This is a genomic window from Novosphingobium sp. 17-62-19, from assembly GCF_002256775.1.
GTDB lineage: Bacteria > Pseudomonadota > Alphaproteobacteria > Sphingomonadales > Sphingomonadaceae > Novosphingobium.
In genome coordinates, this window is sequence record NZ_NCII01000049.1 from 28005 (window position 1) to 41196 (window position 13192).

At 60.8% G+C, this 13192-nt stretch carries 12 protein-coding genes and 1 pseudogene; 8 read left to right on the top strand and 5 right to left on the bottom strand.

Going from position 1 to position 13192, the window contains the following annotated elements; all coding sequences use genetic code 11:
* Positions 1-30: 30 nt before the first annotated feature.
* Positions 31-2415 (bottom strand): DNA translocase FtsK 4TM domain-containing protein, encoded by a 2385-nt coding sequence (locus tag B7X90_RS10430; protein WP_292624238.1) that lies wholly within the window; start codon positions 2413-2415, stop codon positions 31-33.
* A gap of 102 nt (positions 2416-2517) precedes the next feature.
* The gene (locus B7X90_RS10435; RefSeq protein ID WP_366409681.1) at positions 2518-3009 is read right to left on the bottom strand and encodes a thiamine phosphate synthase; all 492 of its coding nucleotides are present in this window, start codon (positions 3007-3009) and stop codon (positions 2518-2520) included.
* Between the two features lie 67 nt (positions 3010-3076).
* Between B7X90_RS10435 and B7X90_RS10440 the strand changes: the two genes are divergently transcribed.
* Both B7X90_RS10440 and B7X90_RS10445 read left to right on the top strand, forming a co-directional pair.
* A complete protein-coding gene (locus tag B7X90_RS10440; protein ID WP_292624242.1) occupies positions 3077-3742 on the top strand; it encodes a YggS family pyridoxal phosphate-dependent enzyme in 666 nt (221 codons plus the stop codon).
* Between the two features lie 125 nt (positions 3743-3867).
* On the top strand, positions 3868-5163 hold the full coding sequence (locus tag B7X90_RS10445) for a GGDEF domain-containing protein (RefSeq protein ID WP_292624243.1): 1296 nt from the start codon (positions 3868-3870) through the stop codon (positions 5161-5163).
* Positions 5164-5214: 51 nt separating this feature from the next.
* Here B7X90_RS10445 and B7X90_RS10450 read toward each other — a convergent pair whose 3' ends face one another.
* Both B7X90_RS10450 and pyk read right to left on the bottom strand, forming a co-directional pair.
* Positions 5215-7563 carry a TonB-dependent receptor gene (locus tag B7X90_RS10450; protein ID WP_292624245.1) on the bottom strand — a complete coding sequence of 783 codons (2349 nt, stop codon included), beginning with the start codon at positions 7561-7563 and terminating at the stop codon, positions 5215-5217.
* A gap of 107 nt (positions 7564-7670) precedes the next feature.
* Complete coding sequence (pyk, locus tag B7X90_RS10455; protein WP_292624287.1) at positions 7671-9116, bottom strand: pyruvate kinase; 1446 nt, start codon at positions 9114-9116, stop codon at positions 7671-7673.
* Positions 9117-9217: 101 nt separating this feature from the next.
* Between pyk and B7X90_RS10460 the strand changes: the two genes are divergently transcribed.
* From B7X90_RS10460 to B7X90_RS10475, 4 genes and pseudogenes are all read left to right on the top strand, one after another.
* The gene (locus B7X90_RS10460; protein WP_292624247.1) at positions 9218-9526 is read left to right on the top strand and encodes a DUF1244 domain-containing protein; all 309 of its coding nucleotides are present in this window, start codon (positions 9218-9220) and stop codon (positions 9524-9526) included.
* 134 nt (positions 9527-9660) lie between these two features.
* Positions 9661-9777, top strand: a pseudogene (locus B7X90_RS10465) (GapR family DNA-binding domain-containing protein); the annotation flags it as partial.
* 90 nt (positions 9778-9867) lie between these two features.
* Complete coding sequence (locus B7X90_RS10470) at positions 9868-10728, top strand: SDR family oxidoreductase (protein ID WP_292624249.1); 861 nt, start codon at positions 9868-9870, stop codon at positions 10726-10728.
* A gap of 35 nt (positions 10729-10763) precedes the next feature.
* Entirely contained in the window at positions 10764-11081 is a 318-nt protein-coding gene (locus B7X90_RS10475; RefSeq protein WP_292624251.1) for a heavy metal-binding domain-containing protein, read from the top strand.
* Here the strand turns inward: B7X90_RS10475 and B7X90_RS10480 are convergent.
* Positions 11078-11767: a CPBP family glutamic-type intramembrane protease gene (locus B7X90_RS10480; RefSeq protein ID WP_292624253.1), complete on the bottom strand. Its 690-nt coding sequence runs from the start codon at positions 11765-11767 to the stop codon at positions 11078-11080. The two genes, B7X90_RS10475 and B7X90_RS10480, sit on opposite strands and share 4 nt — an antisense overlap.
* 106 nt (positions 11768-11873) lie before the next feature.
* Between B7X90_RS10480 and B7X90_RS10485 the strand changes: the two genes are divergently transcribed.
* Both B7X90_RS10485 and ruvC read left to right on the top strand, forming a co-directional pair.
* Positions 11874-12638 carry a YebC/PmpR family DNA-binding transcriptional regulator gene (locus B7X90_RS10485; RefSeq protein ID WP_292624254.1) on the top strand — a complete coding sequence of 255 codons (765 nt, stop codon included), beginning with the start codon at positions 11874-11876 and terminating at the stop codon, positions 12636-12638.
* A complete protein-coding gene (gene ruvC / locus B7X90_RS10490) occupies positions 12635-13111 on the top strand; it encodes a crossover junction endodeoxyribonuclease RuvC (RefSeq protein ID WP_292624289.1) in 477 nt (158 codons plus the stop codon). The genes B7X90_RS10485 and ruvC overlap by 4 nt, the downstream gene beginning before the upstream one ends.
* Positions 13112-13192 lie beyond the last annotated feature (81 nt).

Consider the following 13192-nt stretch of genomic DNA (forward strand, 5'->3'; position numbering starts at 1 on the left):
TAAATTCTGTTCACACTTAGTTGGGAGCGATCAAAGCACATTGCCATCCTTGTCGCGATAGATCTCGCGCCGCCCGACGTGGTTGGCAGGGCCAACCAGCCCGTCGGCTTCCATCCGCTCAATCCATTTGGAGGCGGTGTTGTATCCCACGCCCATCTGGCGCTGGATCCAGCTCGCGCTCGCCTTCTGGCTTTCGAAGACCAACTGGCACACCTGCCGATACTTGCGATCTTCGGGATTGTCCGAAGCGCTATCGATATCGTCGAAACCAAAGCCGCCATCTTCCGGCTCCTCGGTAACCGAATCGACATAGTCGGGGCTGCCCTGTCCGCGCCAGTGATCGGCAACCTTTTCAACCTCTTCGTCGCTCACGAACGGTCCGTGGACGCGCTTCAACGGATCGTTGTTGGGCTTGTAGAGCATGTCGCCCTTGCCCAGCAGTTGCTCTGCGCCCTGCTCGCCAAGGATGGTGCGGCTGTCGATCCGGCTGGTGACCGCGAACGAGATGCGCGTGGGCAGGTTGGCCTTGATCACGCCGGTGATGACGTCAACCGAAGGGCGCTGCGTGGCCATGATCAGATGGATACCGGCCGCGCGGCTTTTCTGCGCAAGGCGCTGGATCAGGACTTCGACTTCTTTGCCCACCGTCACCATAAGATCGGCCAGTTCATCGACGATGACAACGATCTGCGGCAGCACTTCGTAATCGAGCTGCTGCTCCTCGAACAGTTCCTCACCCGTATCGGGATCGAAGCCCACCTGAATGCGGCGGCCCAGCGGCTTGCCCTTGGCCTGTGCTGCGCGCACCTTTTCGTTGAAGCCCGAAATATTGCGCACAGCAATCGACGACATCTGCCGGTAGCGCCGCTCCATTTCCTCCACCGCCCACTTCAGCGCACGCACCGCCTTGGCCGGTTCGGTGACCACGGGGGAAAGCAGGTGCGGGATGTCGTCATAGGACTTCAGTTCCAGCACTTTGGGATCGACCAGGATCAAACGGCACTGAGCGGGCGTCAAACGGTACAGAAGCGACAGCAGGATGCAGTTCAGCCCCACCGACTTGCCCGAACCGGTGGTGCCCGCGACCAACAAGTGCGGCATGGTGGCAAGATCGGCCACGATAGGTTCGCCCGCAATGTCCTTGCCCAGAATGATCGGCAGCAAGGCCTTGGAGCTGGCAAACTTCTCGCAGGCGATCAATTCTCGGAAGCTGACCATGTCGCGGATCGCGTTGGGCAATTCGATGCCCATGACAGTGCGGCCCGGAATGGACGAGACACGCGCGGAGATCGCGCTCATGTTGCGGGCAATATCGTCGGCCAGGCCAATTACGCGACTGGCCTTGATACCCGGCGCAGGTTCCAGTTCGTACATCGTGACGACCGGCCCGGTGCGCACGGCAGTGATTTCGCCCTTCACGTTGAAATCGTCGAGCACGTTTTCAAGCAGGCGCGCATTGCGTTCCAGCGCCAGCTTGTCGACCTTCTGCGTCGCCCCGGCTGGGGCTTCGACAAGCAACTCTATCGAGGGCAGCTCAAATTTGTCGAACAAATCCCCCTGCCGCGCCTTCGGCATGGCGGCGGCCAGCACGGGCGCGCGGGTGGAATCGCTGATCTCGGTCGGCTTGCGCTGTGCCATCGCATCGTCGACGTCGATGTCCTCGGCTGCTGCGCGCGTTTCCTTCTCGCGTCGTTCGCGCTTGGGGGTGGGCGCAGGCGCGTCGCTTTCATCGACCAGCCTCGCCGCACGTGGCGCACGTCGCATGAATGGCGGGAGTGAAAGCATCTGCCCCCAATCAAACGCGAAGATCCGGCTGGCAATCGCCATGCCGCCTGCCAGCGCCGCCAGTCCCACTGGCACAGTAAACCACGCCTGCGAAACTTGCGGCACAAGGTCGGCCAGAGCGGTAATTGCTGCAGCGCCAAGCAACCCGGCAAGCCCGCCCGGCCCTGCCGGTAACCGGCTTGCAGCTCCGGCACCCCATAATGACAGTGCCAGCCCGAGCAGCGCCATCGCCACGAACAGCAGCAGTGTGGGCCGCCACCAGCGTGGTTCGGGCGCGGGTTCTTCATCCTCGTCAAAGTCGATCAGATCGCTTTCGGCTCCCCAAAGTCGCCGCGCAAAGACCCACAGCAGCGGTAACAGCAGCGCGCCGGGCAGGCCGAAGAACAGCAGCACGCGCTCTGCCGCCCAAGCTCCGGCAAGGCCCATCCAGTTTTCCACCGGACTGCCCGATGCGGTGCTGCCCGAAGGGTCGGTCTGGGTATAGCTCACCAGCGCAAGCGCCAGAAACAGCATCGCACCGGCCAGCACAGCCCCGCCGATCAGTTCGAAGCTGCGGCGCACGGAACGGCGCAGCACGGCACGCCAGTCAGCGCCGCTTGTGCGTGCGGATGATCCTGCCCGGCTTGCCATGTCTTCGCGTATCCCTGCCCTTGATCGCGCCATCATGCGCCCGATGGGGACTCACCGTCAAGAATCCCGACAGGAAATGCGGTGAATCAGCGCTTTGATGCGTTACGCCAAACCATCAATCGCAGCCCAGCCTGCCACCGGCAACCGCACAGCGCGCGCCCGTGTCATGCCACCGAGCGCGATGACCGGTAGCGGGGATCGCCTTGCCAGCAGCAGAAAACGAACCGTACCCAGTGCTGCTGCTCCTGGATGAGAGCGCGTTGCAAATACTGGCGAGAGGAGCACGGCATCAGCGCCCTCGCGCGCCGCCATGGCGATTTCACGCAGCGAATGTGCCGTCGCCAGCCGGAGGCCGGGCTTGCCCGCCACTTCGTCTGCTGCGCCATATGTCCCATCAGTGTACCAGCTTGCGGGCACACGTGAGCCGATTACCAACAGCCCGCACCCGTGCGCCAACCTGCGCAACTCTTCAAACCTGCGCCGCCGCGCGGCATTTGCCAGATGATAGTGCCGGAACACCAGCGCACTCCCACGCGGCAACCGTCGGATCGCGCGCTCCAGCCCGGCATCATTGCGCGCATCGGTCAACAGCACGCATCGCGGCACTTGCTGCCTTTTCGGCCTCTGGCGCTTTCCCATCCTCGCGCTATAGCACCGCGCCATGGAACAGGCAGTCCCTTCATCGCCGCTCGACAATGTTCGCACACGCATCGCCAAGGCCGCCCGGATCGCCGGGCGCAAGGCAGAGGACGTGACGCTGATCGCCATTTCCAAGACCAAGCCCGTTGAGGCAATACTCAGCCTGATTGCCGAGGGACAGCGCGTGTTCGGCGAGAACCGCGTGCAGGAAGCGCAGGCCAAATGGCCGGACATCCGCGCTGCACACCCCGATGTGACGCTGCATCTTGTCGGCCAGCTCCAATCGAACAAGGCTGAAGACGCCGTAGCGTTGTTCGATTGCATCCATTCGCTTGATCGCGCGAGTTTGGTTACCGCATTGGGTAAGGCGCAGGACAGATTGGGTCGCAAGGTTCCTTGTTTTATCCAGGTCAACATCGGTGCCGAAGAGCAAAAAGGCGGCTGTTCAGTCGCCGATCTGTCTGTATTGCTCGATCAGGCACGCGGTGCCGGGATCGAAGTCATCGGCCTGATGTGCGTTCCGCCCGCCGACATCGAATCCGCGCCGTTCTTTGCTCTGCTCGACAAGCTGGCTGACGATCACTGCCTGCCTTGCCTGTCGATGGGGATGAGCGAGGATCTGGAAGTTGCGGTGCAACTAGGCGCAACGCACGTCCGCGTTGGCTCTGCCCTGTTCGGAAGCCGCTGAAAAACAGCCCGATTTAACCTTAATTTCAGATGTCTGCGTCAGACGGCATTCTACTGCCGTCGGGCTTAACCCAATCTGCCCGGTCCACAGGCCAAAAGTATGTGACCCCGGGGAGAACGAATCGCATGGCAACAGTGCCATCACCTGAGCAGCGCAGACTGCTCGCCGACGACCGCCTGCTGGACCGCGCGCATCGCGGCGCAATGGTTGCGCAGGCCATCGTGCTGGGTGCGGTACTCCTTACGCTGTATGTCGATGAAGCGTTGCACGATCATCTCGCCATGATTGCCACGTTCGGACTCATCGGTGTCTTTGGCCTGCAAATGATCCTGCGCCACGTTGCCATGTCGATACGCCTGCGCCAACAACAGCAGTTCCGCCAGACCCGCGATTCGCGCGAGCAGATCCAGGAACTGTTCGCGATGACCGACATGCTGCAGGCCGCCGAGACGTACGAAGATGCAGGCTCGGTGCTCATGGCCACTTCGCGCCGCCTGCTGCCAGGTTATGGTGCCGCACTGCTGGTGTTCAACAACTCGCGCGACCGGCTCGATCTCGCGCGCGCATGGGACATGCCCGAAGGCTTCGATGCGCCCGAAATGCTCTCGCCATCCAACTGCTGGGCGTTGAAGCGCGGAAAGCCGCATATCAATGCACCGGGCGACAGCACCCTGTGCTGTGCGCATCATGGTACGAACATTGCCAGTGTTGAACTGCCGATGATGGCGTGCGGGCAGTTGCATGGACTGTTGATCATCACGCACCCTGAAATCGACGGCGCATTCGACCGGCTGATGGAAATGCGCCGCCTTGGCCGTGCGCTGGCGGATTCTATGTCCCTGGCGCTTTCCAACATCGCACTGCGTGAAAAGCTGCGGACGCAATCGCTGCGCGATCCGCTGACCGGGCTGTACAACCGCCGCTATATGGAAGACGCGCTCGAACGCTTCGTCTCGCTCGGTTCGCGAACCGGGGCCAGCACAGCGGTGGTCATGCTCGATCTCGACAACTTCAAGAAGCTGAACGACGAGCACGGCCACGCCAAGGGCGATGCCGTGTTGCGTGATGTTGCCGCTCAAATCGTTGGCGCACTGCGTCCCACCGATGTCGTGTGCCGTTATGGCGGCGAGGAACTGGTGGTGATCCTGCCTGATTGCTCGCTGGAAGACGCCCTCGAGAAGGCCGAAGCGCTGCGCGAGCGGATTGAGTCACTCAGCGCCAGCCATGAATGCGCAATCAGTGCGTCGCTTGGCGTTGCAGCGGTTCCCGAAACGGCAACATCGGCCACCGACATCCTGCCTATCGCCGACGCTGCACTCTATGCCGCGAAAAAGGCTGGCAAGAACTGCGTCATGGCTTCGGACAAGCGCGCCGGACGCGAGCCGCCACGGCTGGCAACGATCAAAGCCAAGACGCACTGATTGCAAAGGCTGGGCCGGGCAGATTTGCATCTGCCCGGCCTGCTGCCTGCATCAGAAGTTGGCGTTCACCTCAATCCCCAGAACGCGCCCACGCACCAGCGGTGAGAACGTGCCAACTGCGGGATTTTCGGCAAACGGCCGATTCACGCCTGTCGAAAGCGGACCGCCGAACACGGGGATCTGCGCCGCTCCACTGCCAAGCTGCGTATCACCACCATGCTGCACCTGATCCAGCAGATTGCGGCCATAGAGCGTGAAGGTCAGCCCGCCGGTACGATAGCTGATCGAGGCATCGAGGTTGTCTGCCGAAGTGATCCAGCCAAAGTTGTTGTCGGTATAGGCAAACCGGTCACGGAACTGCCAGTTTGCACGCGCCATGATGCTCTTGTCGTCACCGACCGGGAAATCGAGGACGGTGCCGGCACCATACGTCCACTTGGGCAGGCGCGGCAGGGCTAGCTGGCGATCAACATCGTTCACCACGCCATCGCTTGAAAGATCGAACAGCACCTTGCGGTAGCGCCCGTTGATATAGCCGAAGTTGGCCGTGAACAGGATGTTGCTGTTCAGCGCAAAGCGGCCTTCGCCTTCGATGCCATCAATCCGCGCATCGGCGGTGTTGAAAATCGATTGCGCGACACCTGCGGCCGAGCCCTCGTTCACTTCGCGCTGCATGTTCTTCACATCGGTGCGGAAGGCAGCAAGGTTCAGCGTCAGCTTGCGATCGGGCGAGCGGTATTTCACGCCCAGTTCGAAGCTGTCGACCTGCTCCTCGTCGAAGGCATATTGCGGGTTAGGTCCACCAACTCCTGCCAGCAGCTCGAACGCGCGGGCATTGGTGATACGGAAGTTGTAGCCACCCGAACGGAACCCGCGCGACCAGTTGCCATAGACCTGCGCATCGTTGTTGAAGCGATACTGGAAGCCCACTTTCGGGCTCCAGTTTTCCCACCGGCGTTTGTCAGTGAAGCCGTTGTTTTCAGTCGGGATGATCGGGTTGACACCGGACGTAGGGCAGGATTCCGCCACCACCGAGCAGGTTGGGCGAGGACGAATATAGGTGACGGCCGCATCCTTGTCCTCGCGCGACCAGCGGATACCTGCCGTCAAAGTCAGCTTTTCGGTCACATCATAATCACCCGCCACGAACAGGCCGAGCACTTCATGATCCTGCCGACCACCACCGATTTGAGTCAGCGGGCTGATGAAGGCTGGGTAGCGACGGATTTCGTCATAGCCGAGATCCTGCTGGAACCAGAAGCCGCCGGTGGTCAGGTCAAGATTGCCAAGTCGCACGTTGTAGCGCAGCTCGTTCGAATACTGGCGCTGGTTGAATTGGGTTTCCGAATGGAAACGGAACACAGGCAGCGCATCGATATCGCCGCTGGTGGCCGACTTGAAATCGCGGAAACCGAAGATGTTGGTCAACTGGCCATCGCCAATGTCGATTTCGGTCTTGTGCGTCGCGAACCACGCCTCGTTCCGGTAAAAGCCGCGATTGTCGACCGCGAAATCAAACGTGTCGCGGCTGTAAACGCCATGGTTCTGTCCCGCAGGACCATCGCCATTGCTGGTGAAGTATTCCACCTTTGCCACCATGCGGACAGTGTCGCTGGGCAGGAATTCCAGCGCACCGCGCACGATCTCGGTGCTGGCCTTGCCAAAATCGGTGCCATCGAACAGGTTCTTGAAATAGCCCTGATCGTTGTTGACGTAACCGCCAAGCTTGAAGTTCAGCTTATCCTTGATCAGTGGGCCGGAAATCACCGCCTGAGCGGCAAAGTTGCCCGAACCGCGCCCGGAATCGACCGGGCCTTCATAGAACACGCGGAAATTGCCGCGGAAGTCCGAAGTGGGATCGCCGGTGTTGATCAGCACCGCGCCGCCGGTGGTGTTGCGACCATAAAGGATGCCCTGCGGACCGCGCGCCACTTCGATGGAGCCGAGGTCGAAGACATCGAACACCAGACCAGCGTTCACGCCGATATAAACACCGTCGACGAACACGCCGACGGTGGGGTCGATCGAAGGAATCGAGCTGTTCACGCCAAGCCCGCGGATCGAAAAGTTGGCCGTGCCACGCGAGGTGCCAGCCTGATCGAGCGAAACGTTCGGCGCGCTGAATGTCAGCGTCTGGAGATCGCGCACCTGAAGCGCTTGCAGTGTATCGGCGTTGAAAGCGGTAATCGCCATCGGCACCGCCTGAACATTCTCAACGTTCTTCTTTTTGGTGGCCGTCACGATGATGTCGGCGTTAAGCATGTCAATCGACGACATCTGCTGATCTGCCTGATCAGCTTCCTGCGCATGGGCACCGCCAGCACCCAATGCCAGCAGCGCAATTACACTCAAACCACCGGTAAACCCTGCACGCAGAGCGACCTTGAAATTCTTCGGCATCCATAACTCCCATTGTTTTGTGGGCGCAAAATGGACGACGCAGCATCAGGATCAACCTGTTTTCAATCGATCAATTAAATTGAGCGCGCAAGTGTGGCCTATTTACACTATTGTCGGCTGTAACGATCAAGCTCGTCACCGGTCAGCGTCACCACATGCAGAAGATTCGTCGCGCCCGGTGTACCGAAGGGAACGCCTGCCAGCGCGATCAGCCTCGATCCGGCAGTGCCGAACCCGTGGCGCAGCGCCATGCGCTTGCCCTTGGCGATCATCTCTTCGAAGCTGCCGATGTCCTTGGTGCTGACGGCATGAGCGCCCCACAGCAGGCCTACCTTGCGCGCCGTCTTTTGCGAAGGTGTCAGCACAAGCATCGGCACTGCAGACCGTTCACGCGCCACGCGGCGAGCGGTTGATCCAGAGCCTGTAAACACGATAATCCCGGCAATCGGCAAGGTATTGACGATACTTGCTGCCGCCTGCGCCAAAGCGTCTGCCGTGGTCGGATCAGGCAGCGTTTCGATGAAGTGGACACGCGCGGCATAGCCCGGATCGGCTTCCACTTGCGCGGCGATACGGTGCATGATGGTCACCGCCTCTTCCGGCCAGGCACCGGCCGCCGTTTCGGCAGAAAGCATCACTGCGTCCGCACCGTCATAGACCGCGTTGGCCACGTCGGAAACTTCGGCGCGGGTTGGCGTGGGCGTCTCGATCATCGATTCGAGCATCTGCGTGGCCACGACCACCGGCTTGCCCTGCCGCCGCGCGCTTTCCACGATGCGCTTCTGCAGCGGCGGCACTTCTTCGGGGTTCAGCTCTACGCCCAGATCCCCGCGCGCCACCATGATGCCATCGGACAGTTCGATGATCTCTTCCAACCGCGAGATTGCCGCAGGCTTTTCGATCTTGGCCATCAGGGAGCCATAGCCGCCCATCAGCTTACGCGCCTCGGCCACGTCTTCGGGCCGCTGAACAAACGACAGTGCGATCCAGTCAGCGCCGTTTTCCACCGCGAATGCCAGATCACGCCGATCCTTGTCGGTCAGCGCGGGCACGGGCACCACCGCATCGGGCACGTTCACGCCCTTGCGATCAGAAATCACCCCGCCCACTTCGGCAGAGCACAGAATCTCGTTCTCGTCGGCCCGGATAACCCGCAACCGTAGCTTGCCATCGTCGATCAGCAGGCGCTGGCCTTTTTGCAGCACGCCGAACAGTTCAGGGTGCGGCAGGCAGACACGGGTTTCGTCACCTGGTTCAGGATTGCGGTCTAGCGTGAAGTGCCCGGAATGGCGGATGACAGCGCGCCCTTCCTTGAACTTCCCGACGCGCAGTTTCGGCCCCTGCAGATCGCAAAGCACGGTGATTGGCCGGTCCACTTTTTTTTCCAGCGCGCGGATATTGGCGATGGTTTCGGCGTGGATCGCGTGTTCGCCGTGGCTCATATTCACGCGAAAGGCATCGGCCCCGGCGCGATAAAGCTTTTCCAGCATTTCAGGATCGCGGCTTGCCGGGCCAACCGTGGCAAGGATTTTTACTTTGCGTCCCAAAACCATGCTGGAACGTGGATCGAGCTTGGCCACCGCGCTTGTACTCCTGTATGAAATTCTCAACGCGCGTATGGCCCATGCCATTTCAAAACCCAAGGACGATTACAGTGGATACGAATGCAATCGATAGTCTGCCAGATGACATTTCCGCCGCCGCTTTCCGCCGCCTGGTAAAGCACCTGCAAAAGCGACACGATGCCCAGAACATTGATCTGATGGGCCTTGCCGGTTTTTGCCGCAATTGCCTGTCTGACTGGATTCGCGATGCCGGTTTTGAAGGCGACAAGACAGCCGCCCGCGCTGTCATCCACGGTATGGCGTTTGACGAATGGAAGGCGGCTTACCAGACCGAAGCCACGCCGGAACAGATGGCGCGCATGGAAGAAAGCCTCAAGCTGAACGGCGGAACGCACTGACCGTTCCGTTCCGGCGATAGATTTCCACAGCCCCCGCTTTGCCCGAATCCACGCCTGCGTCTATCAGCCCGGCCAACCGATTCACGCCCCTTACCCGGAGACTTCCCCGATGGCCGAAACCGCTGACGACCGCCGGCTATGACGCCAAGATCATGCGCCAGATCGTCCGCCTGCGGAAGATGAAACCTGATGATCGCCGCGAGATGGAAGCCGTGCTGGAAACGTACAAGAACGCTCTCGGCATCGACTGAAACACCACAACTCATCGCATTAACCCGAGCGGGACGGAACAGCCGTCCCGCCGCGTCATTGGCTTTCTGTAGTCTCAACAGGATAGCCCGATGAACCACACTGCCACCATCCGCCCGCCGATTCATGAAGACGGCCTGCCCGGGAGCGAAGCGACGCTGGCCCCGCAGCCAGACTGGCAGCCACGCTACCCAGGATCGGGCAGGCTCAAAGGCAAAATTGCCCTCATTACAGGCGCTGACAGCGGGATTGGCCGAGCCACTGCCGTGCTTTTTGCGCGCGAGGGTGCCAAAGTTGCCATCGCGTATCTTTGCGAGGACGAGGACGCCGCAAAAACGCGCGAACTGTGCGAAGCTGAGGGCGCGCAAACAGTTATCTTTTCAGGTGATCTGGGCGATCCTGAAGTGGCCCACGCGCTGGTCGATCTCGTGATCTGCGAATGGGGCCAACTTGACATTCTGGTCAACAACGCGGGCGAACAGCATCCTGACAAGGATATCCGCGACATCACCACCAACCAGTTGCAGCGCACGTTCCAGACCAACATTTTCTCCATGTTTTACCTTGTTCAAGCTGCGCGCCCGCACCTCAAATCCGGTGCTGCCATCATCAATTGCACCTCGATAACGATGTATCAGGGTTCGGCAGAGTTGCTCGACTACGCCAGCACCAAGGGTGCGATCACCGCGTTCACCCGCTCGCTTTCAGAAAGCCTGATCGAAGACGGCATCCGCGTAAATGCCGTCGCCCCCGGTCCGATCTGGACCCCGCTCAACCCCTGCGGCGGCGCTACCCCCGAAAAGCTGGAACACTTCGGCGAGAGCACACCGATGGGCCGCCCCGGCCAGCCAAATGAAGTTGCACCCTGCTTCCTGTTTCTTGCCTGCGAGGATTCATCCTACATGTCAGGACAAGTGCTTCACCCTAACGGTGGTACGGTGGTGGGAAGCTGACTTTACCGCACGATCCAACCTGCTACGGTCAGACAATGCTCATCACCACCACCAGCATTGTCGAAGGCCGCCCCGTCCAACGCCATCTCGGAATCGTCACTGGCGAAGTGATCCTCGGCGCAAACATCGTGCGCGATTTCTTCGCCGCTGTGACCGATATATTCGGCGGGCGCTCCGGTAAGTATGAGGAAGTGCTGGCACGCGGTCGTGAGCAGGCCCTGCGTGAGTTGGAGGACAAAGCCCGCGCATTCGGAGCCAATGCGGTGATCGGCGTCGATATCGATTACGAGACAATCGGGGCGCGCGGATCGATGCTGATGGTCAGCGTCACCGGCACGGCGGTTGTGCTCTAACCCGCAGCCGACGCTGCTGTCAGCATGACTGCATTTGACGCAACATGTGCAAGGATTGCCGCGAGCAGCCCTTGTCGAACACGAATATAGCCTAGCATCAGGCCAGACCAGAACTGCGGCAACACCATCGGCAAAACCACAGCGCTAACCTGCGGGTAGTTGAACACGTGCATCAGCGCGAACAGCGCGGTCACCAGATAGAACATCACCGGAAAGACGCGCATGAACCAGCCCGGCGCTCCGCCAATGCGCCGCGTGAGCAACCACGCGACGCCAGCCGCAATCAGCGTGCCCAGCAGAATCGCTCCGGTCGCCAGCGGATTTCCTTTGCCCACCATCATGAAAAGCGCGAGCGCAGCAATCACGATGCCCGTCAGCCACAGTGCAGCGGGCCGCCCGCTCATCCATCCGCGAAAGAACAGCTCTTCCAGCACAGGTGCCAGCAACACCGCCCCACCCCACAACGCCAATGGGCTAAGCCCCTCAAACGCATTGGGCGATGGCAGTCCGAAGGCCTTTTGCCATGTCAGGATGAGCGGCATGACCACCAGCCCCAGCACTGCGATTTGCAGCGCGCTGAGCACCAACCAGCGCGGGATCGCGCCATCGGCGTTCAGCCCTGTAGCCTCCATCGGGCGCGGATTGCGGAGAAAGGCCATGAGTTCGGTCAGTGTCGAGCGGATCATCCCCGCTTCATGCCGTCAAAAACAGCATTGCGCCACATAGATTGCCGGGAGCCGCTGTCTCGGCTAGGGGCAACCCAGATTCCTGAAACACGCAAGAAGACGGACCATGGCAGGCCATTCCAAGTTCAAGAACATCATGCATCGCAAGGGCGCGCAGGACAAAAAGCGTTCAGCGCAGTTTTCCAAGCTCAGCCGCGAAATTACCGTCGCGGCCAAGATGGGAATGCCCGACCCGGACATGAACCCGCGCCTGCGCGCTGCGGTCAACGCGGCCAAGGCCCAGTCCATGCCCAAGGACAACATCGCCCGCGCCATCGACAAGGCGACCAAGGGCGAAGGCGACAACTACGAAGAAGTGCGCTACGAAGGTTACGGCCCCGGCGGCGTGGCGATCATTGTCGAAGCGCTGACCGACAACCGCAATCGCACTGCCACCAACGTGCGCACCGCGTTCTCAAAGAACGGCGGCAACCTTGGCGCCAGCGGTGCAGTGAGCCACGGCTTCGAACGGCTTGGCCTGATCGAATATCCCGGCAAGGCGGGCGACGAGGAAAAGGTCCTCGAAGCCGCAATCGAAGCTGGGGCCGATGACGTTGAGTCCGACATGGGTGATGGCGACGAAAACCCCGGCAGCCATCAGATCTGGGTTGCGGTAGAAAACCTCCATGAAGTTGCCCGTGAACTCGAAAAGGTTCTGGGCGAAGCTGAGGGCGTGAAGCTCGCGTGGAAACCCAGCCTGAAGACCGAAGTTTCGGCCGACGACGCGGCAACGCTGCTCAAGCTGATCGATGTGCTGGACGACGATGATGACGTCCAGACCGTATGGGGCAACTACGAAATCCCCGACGACGTGATGGAGAAGCTTTCCTGATCATCCTCGGCATCGACCCCGGCCTGACATGCACGGGCTGGGGCGTCGTTTCCAAATCGGGCAGTCGGCTCAGCCACGTTGCCAACGGACAGATCCGCACCAATGCCAAGGCCACCATGGCCGAACGCCTTGTGGAACTCGATTCCGCGCTCGCAGCCGTGATCGATACCTTCAAACCCGATAGCGGCGCGGTGGAAGAGGTCTTCGTCAACGTCAACCCGCAGTCCACACTCAAGTTGGGCCAGGCGCGTGGTGTTGCCATGGTAGCGGTGGCACGGTCGGGCATTCCCGTGGCCGAATATCCCACAAAGGTCATCAAGAAAGCGCTGGTCGGCACCGGTGGGGCGGAAAAGCAGCAGATCCAGCATATGCTCAAGATCCTGCTGCCCGGCGTCCAGCTTGCGGGTGAGGACGCTTCCGATGCGCTCGCTGTGGCAATAACCCACGCCAACATGCTCGGCAGCCACCGTTGAGCCTGTAACCCGGACACAAAAAAGGGCGGCTCCCCCCGGACGCCGCCCTTCCCGTTCACCCGCCGCGGCGGGCGATGAAGC